Annotated in this window: 10 protein-coding genes; 4 read left to right on the top strand and 6 right to left on the bottom strand. The window is 61.5% G+C overall.

Features of this window, described 5'->3' with window-relative positions; genetic code table 11:
• The first annotated feature begins 4 nt into the window (after positions 1-4).
• Complete coding sequence (locus ACGHP5_RS01520) at positions 5-2,254, top strand: PL29 family lyase N-terminal domain-containing protein (RefSeq protein ID WP_390567886.1); 2,250 nt, start codon at positions 5-7, stop codon at positions 2,252-2,254.
• 76 nt (positions 2,255-2,330) lie between these two features.
• Here the strand turns inward: ACGHP5_RS01520 and ACGHP5_RS01515 are convergent, their stop codons facing one another.
• From ACGHP5_RS01515 to ilvD, 6 genes are all read right to left on the bottom strand, one after another.
• Positions 2,331-3,296, bottom strand: a complete 966-nt coding sequence (locus tag ACGHP5_RS01515; RefSeq protein ID WP_390567885.1) for a type I phosphomannose isomerase catalytic subunit — start codon at positions 3,294-3,296, stop codon at positions 2,331-2,333.
• A 13-nt stretch (positions 3,297-3,309) separates the two neighbouring features.
• On the bottom strand, positions 3,310-4,416 hold the full coding sequence (locus ACGHP5_RS01510) for an ROK family protein (RefSeq protein WP_337755897.1): 1,107 nt from the start codon (positions 4,414-4,416) through the stop codon (positions 3,310-3,312).
• A 135-nt stretch (positions 4,417-4,551) separates the two neighbouring features.
• Entirely contained in the window at positions 4,552-5,598 is a 1,047-nt protein-coding gene (gene ilvC / locus ACGHP5_RS01505) for a ketol-acid reductoisomerase (protein ID WP_290531704.1), read from the bottom strand.
• A 38-nt stretch (positions 5,599-5,636) separates the two neighbouring features.
• Positions 5,637-6,188, bottom strand: coding sequence for an acetolactate synthase small subunit (ilvN, locus tag ACGHP5_RS01500; protein ID WP_337755898.1), 552 nt, complete (start codon positions 6,186-6,188; stop codon positions 5,637-5,639).
• Between the two features lie 13 nt (positions 6,189-6,201).
• A complete protein-coding gene (gene ilvB / locus ACGHP5_RS01495) occupies positions 6,202-7,938 on the bottom strand; it encodes a biosynthetic-type acetolactate synthase large subunit (protein ID WP_390567884.1) in 1,737 nt (578 codons plus the stop codon).
• A 15-nt stretch (positions 7,939-7,953) separates the two neighbouring features.
• Positions 7,954-9,780, bottom strand: coding sequence for a dihydroxy-acid dehydratase (ilvD, locus tag ACGHP5_RS01490; RefSeq protein ID WP_015546321.1), 1,827 nt, complete (start codon positions 9,778-9,780; stop codon positions 7,954-7,956).
• 869 nt (positions 9,781-10,649) lie between these two features.
• On the opposite strand from ilvD, the gene ACGHP5_RS01485 reads away from it, so the two are divergent.
• From ACGHP5_RS01485 to ACGHP5_RS01475, 3 genes are all read left to right on the top strand, one after another.
• Entirely contained in the window at positions 10,650-11,576 is a 927-nt protein-coding gene (locus tag ACGHP5_RS01485) for a homoserine kinase (protein ID WP_390567883.1), read from the top strand.
• 15 nt (positions 11,577-11,591) lie between these two features.
• Positions 11,592-12,884 carry a threonine synthase gene (gene thrC, locus ACGHP5_RS01480; protein WP_390567882.1) on the top strand — a complete coding sequence of 431 codons (1,293 nt, stop codon included), beginning with the start codon at positions 11,592-11,594 and terminating at the stop codon, positions 12,882-12,884.
• Between the two features lie 134 nt (positions 12,885-13,018).
• Complete coding sequence (locus tag ACGHP5_RS01475) at positions 13,019-14,203, top strand: hypothetical protein (RefSeq protein WP_390567881.1); 1,185 nt, start codon at positions 13,019-13,021, stop codon at positions 14,201-14,203.
• Positions 14,204-14,353 lie beyond the last annotated feature (150 nt).

Genomic DNA, 14,353 nt, shown 5'->3' with positions numbered 1-14,353 from the left:
TATTATGAAAAAGTATCTGATCCTGATCTTCGTCGCGCTGGCTGCGGTTTTCCAGTCGTGCGACAACAACGACGACCTGTGGGATGCGATCGACGACCTGAAGAGCCGCGTGCAGGCGCTCGAAACGCAGGTCGACGCGCTGAACGGCAACATCGAGGCGTTGCAGAAACTCTACGGCGGTGCCACGATCTCCAAGGTCGAGAACGTCGGCGGCAAATACGTCGTCACGCTGACCAACGGCGAGACTATCGAACTGGTGCAGGGCAGCGAGGCCGAGGCCGTGATTCCGATCGTCTCGATCAACGACAAGGGCGAATGGCAGGTGTCGACGGACAACGGCGCCACGTTCACCTCGCTCGGCGTGAAGGCCGTGGCCGAGGACGGCACGACACCCCGGTTCCGCATCGACGAGGCCACCGGCTACTGGCAGGTAAGCTACGACGGCGGCACGTCCTTCGAAAATGTGAAGGACACCAAGGGCCAGCCCGTCAAGGCCATCGGCTCGGGTACGGTGACCGACAAGTTCTTCGAGGAGGTGAAGGTCGACGGCAGCGACCTCTATATCAAGTTGCTCGGCGGAGAGGAGCTGCGCATTCCGATCGTGAGCGATTTCTTCTGCCGGATCATCACGCCGACCGAAGGCGTGCAGACTTTCGACGCAGGGGCCACCAAGCGTTTCGTGGTGGAGATCCGGGGTGTCGAGCAGGTGAAACTGTCGGCTCCCGAGGGCTGGACGGCGCGCCTGACCGATGCCGTGGATGAGAGGGCCGAATTGATCGTGACGGCCCCCGCAGCCGTGACCCGCGCCACGGCCGACACGTCGAAGGACGTGGCCATCGAGGCCTTTGCGGCCGGCGGGCTTTCGACGGTGGCCAAAATCCAGGTCGAGAGCACCGGAACGGCTCCCGCCGCTCCGACGGTTGCGGTGACCAACTCCGCGACGGTAGAACCCACGCAGTCGGCGCTGACCTTCGACGTTGCGCCCTCGGCCAATGCCGACGGCTGGAAATACCTCTGCCTCAAATCGACGGAAGCGGCTCCCGCCGCCGACAAGGTTCTTGCCGACGGCACGGCCGGTGCGGGTACGAGCGTGACGGTCGAAAACCTCGATGCCAATACGGCCTATACGATCTACGTGGTCGCCTATGCCGGCGACCTGACCAGTGAAGTGGCAAGCGTCGGGAATACGACGGCGGCGGCTCCCGTTCCTACCGAAGCGGACTACTACCGGGAGTACCTCGACGGCGGGAACATCACGTTGGGCGACCTGACGATCAGCAAGGCGGCTTATCCGGAAGCGCAGCTGCTCAAACCGTCGGAGCTGACCGCTGCGATCATTACGGCCGGAGGCCTGATTTTCGTCGACAACTCCGATGCAGCCGATCTGTCGTTCACGATTGCGGGTACGTCGATAAACATGGGCGATATCGTGCTGATCGGCCGTTATCCCGAACGCGAGCAGGCGACGATTTCCGGACCGGAACTGCGTTGCAAGTACAATGCGGCTTTCAAGAACCTGCATATCGCGGCCTCGGGCAATTACAACCTCTTTACGACGACCAATGCCACCTATGATCCGACGCTGCATGTCGAGGATTGTACCGTGGATGCCGCCTACAATGTGGTTTACGATTCGCACAATACCCAGAACTTCAAGAAGATCTATTTCGGGAATTCGATCGTGAAGATGACCGTTGCCAACAAGCCGTTCTACTCGACGAAGGCGAAGGAAGCGCATACGCAGCAGCTGATTCGTTTGGATAACAACGTATTTTATGCCGAAACGCCTTTGCAGAACTACCTGATCAACTGCGGGGACAGGTCGCAGGCATTCCAGACGACCCGGCTTCAGATCGAGGTGACGAACAATACGCTTTATAATATTTACCAGCCGAACATTATGATCCGGGCTTATGTCCTCGCAGGGCTGACCGTGACCAAAAATGTCGGATATTATACCGGTGTTACCGCGAAAAATTATCTGACGGGTGTGTATGACACAGCCGGATTTACGGCAGACAAGGCGGAGGTGACCTACAATTACCTCTATACGACGCCGGTTACCGATGCTAATTTCTGGTCTGCAAAGCATACCGGAAGCTACACGCCTGTAAACAACCAGATGGGCGAAGGGGTCGAAGCTCCGTTCTCCTCGATGGATGCGGCGAAGGGATATTTCCCGATCAACACTTCGGTTGTGACGACGGGTGCGGGAGCGGTTTATGACACGAAAAAGTGGTTCAAGGCGGAGTAATTCCGGCTTGCCGTGACGAAAAAGCTCCGGTCTGCGATTGCAGACCGGAGCTTTTTTATTGGAATTGGCGGGCGTGTCAGCCGATCCAGCTCGTCAGGATTTTCATGCCGCCGTCGGGCGTGAAGGCGAGCGAACGGGCCGAAGCAGGAATCAGGACCGTTTCGCCCTGGTGCACCGGAACCGTTGCGCCGCTGTTGTCGGTGAGCGTGCCGCGGCCCTCGATGCAGATCGCCACGACGAACGAGTCGAGCGACGCGAGGTCGAGTGTCTCGGGGCGGGTCAAATCGTAGAGCGACGTGGTGAAATAGGGGCACGACACCAGTTCCACGCGCGTGTCCTGCGCCGGCTCGTAATGGGTCCGGTAGTCGGGCAGCACGGTGTAGTCGATGGCGCCCTTCGCCAGTTCGGTGTGCAGTTCGCGGGTGTTGCCGTTGGCATCGCGGCGGTTGAAATCGTAGATGCGGTAGGTGATGTTCGAGGTCTGCTGGATTTCGGCGATGAACGACCCTGCGCCGATCGAATGCACGCGTCCCGCGGGCAGGAAGAATACGTCGCCCGGTGCGATCTTGTAGTCGGCCAGAATGTCCGTGATCGTATTGTCTCCGACGCTGGCCTCGTACTCGGCCGGGGTCACCTGTCTCGAGAAGCCCGAACGCAGGTGTGCGTCCTTATCCGCCGACACCACGTACCACATTTCGGTCTTGCCCTTGGATTTGTGGCGTTCCCAGGCCAGTTCATCGTTTGGGTGCACCTGGATCGAGAGGTCCTGCCGGGCGTCGATGAACTTGATCAGCAGCGGAAACTCCTCGCCGAAGCGTTCGTAGTTGGCTTTGCCGAGCAGTGCGGCGCCGTGGCGGGCGATCAGCTCCGGGAGCGTCGTCCCGGCCTCGGGACCTTCGGCGACGACGGATTCGTTGTCCTTGACGCCCGAAAGTTCCCAGCTTTCGCCGATGTTGCGCTGGTCGGTGGCGATCCCTTTGTAGGGGGCGATCTTCTCGCCGCCCCAGATCAGGGATTTCAGAATCGGTTGAAATTTATACATGGTCGATATACTTTTATGCGTTCTCTGCGTCGAGCTGGCTCAAAGCGAAAGCGTATGCGCCGACCGAAATGGCCTGGCTCGCGCCGAGTTTCGAAACCATGACGCCGATGCGTTTCTGCGGGTCGTAGGCCACGTAGCGGTCCGTGCCGTAGACTTTCAGGGGCCGCTGCGCGCCCTTGGCGAATTGGCGGAACTCCGTTTCGTCGTCCAGGTCGTAGACCTTCATCTGCACGCGGTTGAGTTCCTCGCCGCCGATGGTATGCATCTTGCCGCGAAGCTCATTGAGCAGGGCGGGCATGATCCACTTGCGGGCTGCCGTGATGCCGCCGCCGATGACGATCAGTCCGTCCACCAGCGTCACGGCCGTAGCCATGGCGTCGCCGGCGATCTCGCCCAGTTCGGCGAAAGCCTTCCGGGCGGCTTCGGCGTCGCCCGGACGTTTCCCGTCGGCGATTTCGCAAATCTCCTTGGGTTCGAACTTATGGTTCACGTTGCCCGACGCCTCGCCGTAGACGCGTTTGATGGCGCGCACGGCAACGCCCTCCTCGACGATCACCTCGGGCATCTTCTTGTGGCGCAGGCAGAAGGTCTCGACGCACGAGTTGTCGCCGCGGTTCAGCCGGTTGTCGATCACCAGCCCTACGCCGAAGCCCGTGCCGAAGGTGTAGCCGACGAGGTTTTTGTATTTCTTGGGGCTTCCCAGCGCTTCGAGCCGGGCGTTCACCTCGGGCAGCGCGCCTCCCAGCGCCTCGCCGTAGGCGAACAGGTCGCCGTCGTTGTTGATGTATACCGGGATGCCGAATTTCGCTTCGAGGAACGGACCCAGCGCCACGCCTTCGCGGAACGACGGAAAGTTCGGAAGATAGCCCCCGATGATGCCGTTCGGATAGTCGGCCGGGCCGGGGAATGCGAAGCTGATGGCTACGGGTTTTTCGGGCAGGCGGTCGATGACGGCCTGGAAACCTTCGACCATCGCCGCGAGGCATTTGTCGAGGTTCTCCGCATGCGACGGGAGGGTGATCGGCTCCACAATGAATTTGTTGGCCTGCATGGCGCCGAACACGAGGTTCGTGCCGCCGGCGTCGAGGGTGATGACCACCCGGTTGTCATGGCTGTACATATTGAGTAGTTTTGTTTGGATTGTCGGTGTTCCGGCAGACAAAGATACATAAAAATTGAACGGGAGCAAAACCGAATTGCGCGGAAAAGGCCGGCGACTGCTGCCGCCGGCCTTTTTCAGGACCCTTGCCTTGTGTCAGTTGTTTTCGGGACGCAGTTTGCGCACGACGGCGCCGGTCTGCCACATCTCGCTTTCGCGCATATCGCGCAGCTCCTCGTTGAGTTTCTCGCGGTAGTCGGGTTTGCTGTTCAGGTCGATCGAACGCTGGGCTTCGTTGCCGGCGGCCACCTCTCTGTACAGCTCTTCGAAAACGGGTTTCGTGGCGTCGCGGAATTTCTTCCACCAGTCGAGTGCGCCGCGCTGGGCCGTGGTCGAACAGTTGGCGTACATCCAGTCCATGCCGTTCTCGGCCACGAGCGGCATGAGCGACTGGGTCAGCTCCTCGACCGTTTCGTTGAAGGCTTCCGAGGGGGTGTGTCCGTTGGCGCGCAGCGTGTCGTACTGGGCGGCGAAGATGCCCTGGATGGCGCCCATCAGCGTGCCGCGCTCACCGGTGAGGTCGGAGTAGACCTCGCGCTTGAAATCGGTTTCGAACAGGTAGCCCGAACCCACGCCGATGCCCAGCGCCACGACGCGCTCGAAGGCGCGGCCCGTGGCATCCTGGAATACCGCGTAGCTCGAATTGAGCCCGCGGCCCTGGAGGAACATGCGGCGCAGCGAGGTTCCCGAGCCTTTCGGGGCGATCAGGATCACGTCCACGTCGGCCGGGGGTACGATGCCCGTGCGCTCCTTGTAGGTGATGCCGAAGCCGTGGGAGAAGTAGAGGGCCTTGCCCGGCGTGAGGTGCTTTTTGATTGAAGGCCATACGGCGATCTGCCCGGCGTCGGAGAGCAGGTATTGGATGATCGTGGCGCGCTCGGCGGCCTCCTCGATGCCGAAGAGCGTTTCGCCCGGAACCCAGCCGTCGGCCACGGCCTTGTCCCAGCTTTTGGAGCCTTCGCGCTGGCCCACGATGACCCTGAATCCGTTGTCGCGCAGGTTCAGCGACTGTCCGGGACCCTGCACGCCGTAGCCGATGACGGCGATGGTCTCGTCCTTGAGTGTTTCGAGCGCTTTTTTCAGAGGGAACTCCTCGCGGGTTACGACGTTCTCTTCGACGCCGCCGAAATTGATCTTTGCCATAGTTTTCGTGATTTTAAGTTTGTTATACGATCTGAAAGTTATTTTTCGTCTTTGTTGCCTTCTTCGTTGGATTCGGCCCTCAAACGGTCGATCTCCTCGAGGTATTCGTTCAGCAGCTCGCGCCGCGACTTGATGATGGCCACCGTGCCGCTGCGCACGAACTGCTGGACGCCGTGGGGTTGCAGCAACCTGAACAGCGCCTGCGTGTCGGCCTTGTGCCCGGTTTTCTCGACGACGATGTAGTCCTCGTCGATCTCCAGGATGCGGACGTTGTGTTTGCGCACCAGCTGCTCGACGTTGCGGCTGCGGGTCACCTTGTAGAGGGCGATCTCCTGCTGCACGACCTCCTCGGGGGTGTAGACGAAGGTCTTCAGCACGTCGATCTTCTTCTCGACCTGCCGCACGAGTTTGTCTACCTGGTCGGGCGTGGTGCGGACCACGATGGTGAATTTGTGAATGCCCTGCAACGCCGATTCCGAGGTCGTGAGGCTCTCGATGTTGACGTCGCGGCAGGTGAAGACGGTGGTGATCTGGCTCAGCAGGCCCACCTTGTTCTCCGAAAATACGGTGATGATGTATTCCTGTTCCATACGCTGTTTCGTTTTACTCGAACCGGATTTCCGATACCGGGGCGCCCGCCGGGACCATCGGGAAAATGTTCTCTTCGCCCTCGACGCGCACCTCCAGCAGGAAGGCGCCTTCGGAGGCTTTCATGGCTGCGATGGCCTCGTCCAGCTCCTCGCGCCGTTCGACGCAGCGGTAGGCAAGGCCGTTGCCGCGGGCGATCAGCCCGAAATCGGGATTGACCATCTCCGTAAAGGAGTAGCGGCGGTCGTAGAACAGCTCCTGCCATTGGCGCACCATGCCGAGGAACGAGTTGTTCAGCAGAACGATTTTCACGGGAACGTGCGACTGGAAGATCGTGCCCAGTTCCTGAATGGTCATTTGCAGACCGCCGTCGCCGGCGAAGAGCACCACTTCGCGGTCGGGCGCTCCGAGTTTGGCCCCGATGGCCGCCGGAAGTCCGAATCCCATCGTTCCGAGACCGCCCGAGGTGACGATGCTGCGCGTGCGGCGGAATCCGAAATAGCGCGCGGCGTTCATCTGCTGCTGGCCCACGTCGGTCACCAGCACCGCGTCGTTACGGTAGGCCCGGGCCACGGCGGCGACCGCCTCGCCCATGCGGATACGCCCCTCGGCGGGGTGCACGGCCTTGCGGATGACGGCTTCGTATTCGATCTTGTCGCAGGTCCTGAACCCTGCGATCCATTCGCTGTGGTCGCGTTTGCGGATACGCTCGGTGAGGAGCGGCAGGGAGCGTTTCACGTCGCCCACGACCGCCACGTCGGCCGGGATGATCTTGCCGATCTCCGCAGGGTCGATCTCCAGGTGGATCACCTTGGCGTTGGCGCCGAAATGAGCCGGGTTCCCCGTCACGCGGTCGTCGAAGCGCATGCCCACGGCCACGAGCAGGTCGCACTCCTGGTTTTTGATGTTGGGTCCGTAGTTGCCGTGCATGCCCAGCATGCCCACGTTTTGCGGATGGTCGGTCGGCAGGGCCGAGAGGCCCAGCAGGGTCGAGGCGGCGGGCATGCCGCTCTTGTCGAGCAGCGCCCGCAGCTCGGCTTCGGCGTTGCCCAGGATGACGCCCTGACCCACCATGACCAGCGGACGGCGGGCCTCGTCGATCAGCCGTGCGGCCTGGTCGATGCGTCCCGCATCGGGTGCGGGCGAGGGGAGGTAACTGCGGATCGAGGTGATTTTTTCGTAGCGGAACGGGGCTGTTCCGCACTGTGCGTCCTTCGTGATGTCGACCACGACGGGACCCGGACGGCCCGAGCGGGCGATGTAGAAGGCCTTGGCGATGGCCGCGGGAATGTCCTCGGTGCGCTTGACCTGGCAGTTCCATTTGGTGACGGCCTGCGTGATGCCGACGAAATTGGTCTCCTGAAAGGCGTCGGTGCCCAGCAGCGCGGAGCCGACCTGTCCGGTGACGAGCACCAGCGGCGTGGAGTCCATCAGCGCGTCGGCCAGCCCCGTCACGGTGTTCGTGGCGCCGGGACCCGAGGTCACCAGACAGACCCCCACGCGGCCGCTGACGCGGGCATAGCCCTGTGCGGCGTGCACGGCGCCCTGCTCGTGACGCACGAGGATGTGGCGCAGGCGGTCGCAGTAGTCGTAAAGCGCGTCGTAGACGGGGATGATCGCGCCTCCGGGATAGCCGAAAACGGTTTCGACGCCCTCTTGGAGAAACGATTCGATCAGGGCCTTCGATCCCGTCATCGAGGGGTCGGAGGCCGCGCGTCGCTCTTCGGGACGGAGTGTTTGAGAGGTATTCATTGCGGGTCCGTTTTTTTATTCTTCGTTATCGTCGACGATACGTACGGCGCCTTTGTCGGCCGAGCTGACCAGCCGGGCATAGGCACGCAGCGACGCCGGAACGCGGCGGTCGCGGCCGGCGGGGCGGAAGCGTTCCTGTGCGGCCATGCGGGCGGCGATCTCCGCGTCGTCGACCGCGAGGCGGATCGAGCGGCCGGGGATGTCGATCTCGATCTCATCGCCCGTGCGGACGACGGCGATCTCTCCGCCCGAGGCGGCTTCCGGCGAGACGTGGCCGATCGAAAGCCCCGAGGTTCCGCCCGAGAAACGCCCGTCGGTGATCAGCGCGCAGGCCTTGTCGAGGTGTTTCGACTTGAGGTACGACGTGGGGTAGAGCATCTCCTGCATGCCCGGGCCGCCCTTGGGGCCTTCGTAGCGGATGACGACCACTTCGCCCGGCTGCACCTCGTCGGCGAGAATGCCGTTCATGGCCTGCTCCTGCGATTCGTAAACGCGCGCCGGGCCGCGGAAGACGAACAGTTTTTCGTCCACGCCGGCGGTTTTGACGACGCAGCCCTGCCGGGCGATGTTGCCCGTCAGCACGGCCAGTCCGCCGTCGCGGAAATAGGCGTGCTCCACGTCGCGGATGCAGCCCGCCGTGCGATCGGTGTCGGGTTCTTCGTAGTAGGAGTGCTGTGCGCCCAGCTCGCGGCTGTAATGGCCTGCCGGGGCGCTGAGCGCGCGGCGTCGCGCGGCGTCGGCGGCTGCCGGGTTGAGAATGTCGCAGGCCGGGATCGCTTCGCCCAGCGTGCGCCCGTCGACGCGCAGGACCGAGGTGTCGAGCAGTCCGGCACGGTCAAGCTCGCCCAGAATGGCGAAGATGCCTCCGGCGCGGTTGACGTCCTGGATGTGGTAGTGTGAGTTGGGGGCGACCTTGCAGAGCACCGGGACCCGGCGCGAAAGGCGGTCGATGTCCTGCATCGTGAAATCGACGCCGGCCTCGTGGGCCACGGCCAGCAGGTGCAGGACCGTGTTGGTCGAGCCGCCCATGGCGATGTCTAACGACATGGCGTTTTCGAAGGCGGCCTTCGTGGCGATCGAACGCGGAAGCACCCGCTCGTCGCCCTCGAAGTAGTAACGTTCGGCATTGCGGACGATGAGCGCCGCAGCGTCCTCGAACAGCCGGCGGCGATTGACGTGGGTGGCGACGATCGTGCCGTTGCCCGGCAGCGAGAGACCCAGCGCCTCGGTCAGACAGTTCATCGAGTTGGCCGTGAACATGCCCGAGCACGATCCGCAGCCGGGGCAGGCGCAGCGCTCGATCTCGGCGATCTGCGCGTCGCTGCACGTCTCGTCGGCCCCCATCACCATGGCGTCGATCAGGTCGACGCTGCGGCCCTGAAATTTTCCGGCCTCCATCGGCCCGCCCGAGACGAAGACCGTCGGGATGTTGAGCCGCATGGCGGCCATCAGCATGCCGGGGGTGATCTTGTCGCAGTTCGAGATGCAGACCAGCGCGTCGATCTTGTGGGCGGAGGCCATGTACTCGACGCTGTCGGCGATGATCTCGCGCGAAGGCAGCGAGTAGAGCATGCCGTCGTGGCCCATGGCGATGCCGTCGTCGACGGCGATGGTGTTGAACTCCGCGGCGAAGCACCCGAGGGCTTCGATGCGCTGTTTGACATATTGTCCGATTTCGTGCAGGTGTACGTGCCCCGGCACGAGTTGGGTGAACGAATTGGCGATGCCGATGACCGGCCGGCCGAACTGTTCTTCGCGCATGCCGTTGGCGCGCCAGAGGCTTCTGGCTCCCGCCATCCGGCGGCCCGTCGTGGTGACGGCGCTTTTGAGTGTGTGTTTCATCTTTCCGTTTTCGTTTCAGTCTCCTGCCGGGTCCGGTCCTGCAACAAAAAAACCTTTCCCCGGTGGGAGAAAGGCTTTATTTTCAATCAACTATGCACGCCACCTTTCTCCCGTTATCTCCGAAGGACGACGAGCAGCAGGGTAATGACGTGAATATTCGAATGATTCAGGGCGTTCATAGCCGGTTTTCCGTGTTTGTTTGTTTTCAGCGACAGTGCATCCGCGTGCAGGGCAAGTCCGCTTGTTATGCCGGGTGCTTTCTATCTGACTATGGCAAAGATATGGATATTAAATCAGTTGAACAAATAATTTCCTAAAAAAATTTAATATTGTAACAGTCCGAAAGCAGATTCTTTTCTGAAGTTCTCAACTGTGCGTGGCAGTTCGTGTTTGCTTACAATCTGAAACCTGTATTTTGGCTTCCGGATGCAGTTTACGGGCGTTTTCCTTCTGTGGCCCGGTTGGTATGCGCCGAACGGCTTTCATTTTTATTCCCGGAACTATTTTTGCAGCCCTTTTGTACTACTCCTATATATATAAAGGGCTGTCCGTGCAGCTGTGGGCCGCTTACAAATTGTTATATGGATTTGGATTATTAAAATATTTGTTTTATATTTGCCGATGATGGTTACCAAACGGCATAACACGACGACTGGGCGAGGTTGCGGATTTATCGGCAATCCCGTCGCTTGTGCTTATACCGGTATCTTCACGACCACTACAACTACCGCGACGACTACCACGACCCCCGTGGGGGTTCAGTAGTCAATATTCCGTCCGCATACCCGCGTGTGCACATTCCGGCCAAGGCTGCCGGAGCGGAAGCAGAAAATCAGACAACGGTAGTTCAATTCATCAAAAAAATTGGTATGAAACATAGTAAGGTTTTCGCGCCGGGAACGGTCGCGAATCTGGGGTGCGGTTTCGATGTGATGGGGCTTACGCTCGACGGCGTGGGCGACGTGCTGGAAGTGGGCGTTGCGGAAAACGCCGAGGGATTCGAAATCCGTAACCGCAGCGGGGTGGAACTCCCCGGAAATGTGGAGGAAAACGTCATTACGCCTGCCGTGCGGGCTTTGCTCGAAGCCTACGGCCGTCCGGTGCGGGTCGAGGTGGAGATTCTCGAAAAGATCGCTCCCGGCAGCGGCATCGGGTCGAGCGCCGCCTCGTCGGCCGCCGCCGTCTACGGCGTCAACGAATTGCTGGGCCGCCCGTTCTCGGGCAAGCAGCTGGTGGAATTCGCCATGATGGGCGAGGCGCTGAACGGCGGTACGCCCCATGCCGACAACGTCGGTCCGGCGCTGTTGGGCGGCGTGGTGCTGGTCCGCGGTTACCGGCCCTTCGATATCGTGCGGCTGCCCGTGCCCGACAACTTTTTCTACGCCGTGGCACATCCCGGCATCGTGGTCAGCACCAAGGAGGCGCGCGAGGTCCTGCCGAAGCAGATTCCCCTGTCGGATGCCGTTGAGCAGTGGGGCAACGTCGGCGGACTGGTCGCCGGGTTTGCGCTGCGGGACGTGGCGCTGATCGGCCGTTCGATGCACGATGTCGTGGCGGAGCCGTACCGCAAGGGATTCATCCCCGGGTACGACGCGCTGAAGGAGCGTGTGCTGGCCGGGGGCGCGCTGGCCATGAACATCGCCGGATCTGGCCCCTCGGTCTTCGCGCTGGCCTCAAGCTACGAGGCTGCCGTGCGGATTTCCGAGGAGATGAAGCGGCATTTCGAAGGGCATGGAATCGGGTGTAACATCTATGCGGGCCGCGTGTCGAACGCTGGGGCGCGGGTTGTCGAATAGCAAAAACGAAGGACGATGAACTATTACAGTACGAGAGATCGGGAACGGGCGCACGGCTGTTCGCTGCGCGAGGCCGCGATGATGGGGCTGGCCCCCGACGGAGGGCTGTTCGTCCCCGAACGGATTCCGCAGGCCGATATGGCCGTGGCGGAACGCCTGGCCGCCGAGTCTTACCCGGCGCTGGCGGGTTATCTGGCAGGATTGTTCTTCGACGGCGATTTCGATCCGCAGGCCGTGCAGCGGGAACTGGACGGCCTTTACGACTTCCCCGTGCCCCTGCGCGTGGTCGGCAGGGGCCGCTATACGCTGGAGCTGTTCCACGGTCCGACCTGCGCCTTCAAGGATTTCGGCGCCGGGTTCATGGGCCGGATGACCGGCCTGCTGGGCGCCGCGGAGGAGAAACTGGTGATTCTTACGGCTACCTCGGGCGATACGGGCAGCGCCGTGGCGCACGGGTTCCATAACGTTCCGGGCGTCGAGGTCGTGGTGCTCTATCCCGAGGGGAAGATCAGCCGCCTGCAGGAGTGCCAGATGACCGCCCTGGGCGGCAACATCCATCCGCTGCGCGTCGCCGGGACGTTCGACGACTGCCAGCGCCTCGTGAAGGAGCTGTTCGCCGATGCCTCGTTCCGCCAGCGGCGGCGGGTGACGTCGGCCAATTCGATCAACCTGCTGCGGTGGATTCCGCAGGCGTTCTACTATTTCTACGGTTATTGTCAGTGGCGGCAGGCCACGGGCGGCGACCGTCCCGTCGTCGTCGTGCCGAGCGGCAATTACGGAAACCTCGCCGCAGGTATGCTGGCGCAGCGTATGGGGCTGCCTGTCGGGGGCTTCGTCGCCGCGTCGAACGTCAACGATGTCGTGCCCGAGTTCATCCGCACGGGCGTCTACCGTCCGCGGCCGTCGGTGCGGACCCCGGCCAATGCGATGGATGTCGGCGCACCGAGCAATTTCGAACGGATGCTGTGGCTCTGCGACGGCGATCCGGAGATGCTGCGCGCCGAACTGGAGGGATTCCGCTGCGACGATGCCTGCATCCGCCGGACGATCGACGAGCTGTATGAGCGTCACGGCTATTTCTCCGATCCTCACAGCGCGGTCGGCTATGCGGCTTCGATGGCTTTGAATCGCCCGGGCTTCTACCTCTCCACGGCGCATCCCGCCAAGTTCGGGGAGGTCATCGAGTCGGTGACCGGAGCGCGGGTCCCGCTTCCGGAGCGGCTCGAATGGCTGACGCAACGGCCGCAATCCTCCGAACCGCTGGCGGTCGATCTTGCCGCCCTCGAAGAGTTCGTCGCGAACGTCTGAATGTGAAAATCCTCCGCCTGACCGGGCGGAGGATTCTTTCTTTTGTTGTATTTTCGGTTGTGTTTTCGGTTGCTTTTGCTTATATTTGTTGCGAAAAAGCAAATAAATCCGATACTAACGTAAAAAAACTTCCGATGAACCTCAAACGTCTGCTTCCTTTGCTGATCGTTCCACTGCTGCTGACGGCCTGCCCGTCGGGCACCAACCGGACGAAAAACGCTCCCGATCTGCGTAACCTGCCGCGCGAAATCTGCTCGGGCGAACAAGGCCCGTTCCATGTACAGGGCATTGCCGTCGATCTCGAACGCGGTTACATCTATTTCTCCTTCACGACCAAACTGCTGAAGATGGACCTCGAAGGCAACCTGATAGGCAGCGTGGACGGCATGACAGGTCATCTGGGCTGCCTGACGATGAATCCTGCCGACGGCCGCGTTTACGGCTCGCTGGAATACAAGGACGATGCGATCGGCAAGGGCATCCGCAGGACGCTCGACGCCGGGCAGGTGGCGCCTGAAGACGAAAAGGACCAGACGGGATTCTACGTCGCCATTTTCGACGTGGACCGCATCACGCGCCCGGACATGGATGCCGAAAAGGATCGTGTGATGACCACGGTCTATATCAGGGAGGCCGTCGACGACTATTTCGCAACGGCGGAGAACGGCGGACGGACGGTCGAGCACCGGTTCGGCTGTTCGGGCATCGACGGCGTGACCTTCGCGCCCCGGTTCGGGACGAAGGAGGGCGGCGATTATCTCTATGTGGCCTATGGCGTTTACGGCGATACGCTGCGCACGGACAACGATTACCAGGTGCTGCTGGCCTACGACACGAAGGACTGGAAGCGTTTCGAGCAGCCGCTCTCGCAGGGCAGTCTGCACAAAAGCGGTCCTGCGGCGCCCGACCACAAATATTTCGTCCGCACGGGCAATACCTCGTGGGGAATTCAGAATCTGGCCTATGACCCTGCGTCGGGCAACTGCTATGCGGCGGTTTACAAGGGCAAGAAATTGCAGTATCCGAACTATTCGCTCTTTGTGATCGATGGCGGCAAACCCGCCCGCAAAGAACTTTTGCAGGGATTCGATACGCCCACCGAGGGAGAGGTGCTCTCGCTGGTTCCCGCCGGGAAATCGGCCGGCGGCATTTACGGCTGGGATTTCAAATGGGGAACGACCGGCCTGTGCCCGCTCGGCGGCGGCTATTTCTACATTTCGCAGAACGCCCGTTCGAAGGAGACCAAACAGCAGAGCAGTACCGTTCGTCTCTACCGGTGGACCGGCGACGCGGATGCCCCCTTCCAGCTGGTCGAATAACCTTTCCCCGGTCGGTGACAAGCGCCCGGCTGCTCGCAGGAGCGGCCGGGCATTTGCTTTTTGATGAAGCAGGACGGAGGACATCTCGGCGGAATACGCTTGCGTGTCGTCAGGCCGTGGGTTATTCGTCGATTCTCCGGTTGCGAAATA

This window comes from Alistipes sp. i18-0019-D1 (assembly GCF_042852885.1).
In the GTDB taxonomy this organism is placed as follows: Bacteria; Bacteroidota; Bacteroidia; order Bacteroidales; family Rikenellaceae; genus Alistipes.
This window is presented reverse-complemented; position numbering and strand designations above follow the sequence as displayed.

Excerpts from the sequence above, each read along its gene's own strand:
- thrC (WP_390567882.1), top strand. The coding sequence starts at position 11,592 with ATGAACTATTACAGTACGAGAGATCGGGAACGGGCGCACGGCTGTTCG.
- ACGHP5_RS01520 (WP_390567886.1), top strand. The coding sequence starts at position 5 with ATGAAAAAGTATCTGATCCTGATCTTCGTCGCGCTGGCTGCGGTTTTC.
- ilvC (WP_290531704.1), bottom strand. The coding sequence starts at position 5,598 with ATGGCAAAGATCAATTTCGGCGGCGTCGAAGAGAACGTCGTAACCCGC.
- ilvN (WP_337755898.1), bottom strand. The coding sequence starts at position 6,188 with ATGGAACAGGAATACATCATCACCGTATTTTCGGAGAACAAGGTGGGC.
- ACGHP5_RS01515 (WP_390567885.1), bottom strand. The coding sequence starts at position 3,296 with ATGTATAAATTTCAACCGATTCTGAAATCCCTGATCTGGGGCGGCGAG.
- ilvB (WP_390567884.1), bottom strand. The coding sequence starts at position 7,938 with ATGAATACCTCTCAAACACTCCGTCCCGAAGAGCGACGCGCGGCCTCC.
- ACGHP5_RS01510 (WP_337755897.1), bottom strand. The coding sequence starts at position 4,416 with ATGTACAGCCATGACAACCGGGTGGTCATCACCCTCGACGCCGGCGGC.
- ACGHP5_RS01475 (WP_390567881.1), top strand. The coding sequence starts at position 13,019 with ATGAACCTCAAACGTCTGCTTCCTTTGCTGATCGTTCCACTGCTGCTG.
- ilvD (WP_015546321.1), bottom strand. The coding sequence starts at position 9,780 with ATGAAACACACACTCAAAAGCGCCGTCACCACGACGGGCCGCCGGATG.
- ACGHP5_RS01485 (WP_390567883.1), top strand. The coding sequence starts at position 10,650 with ATGAAACATAGTAAGGTTTTCGCGCCGGGAACGGTCGCGAATCTGGGG.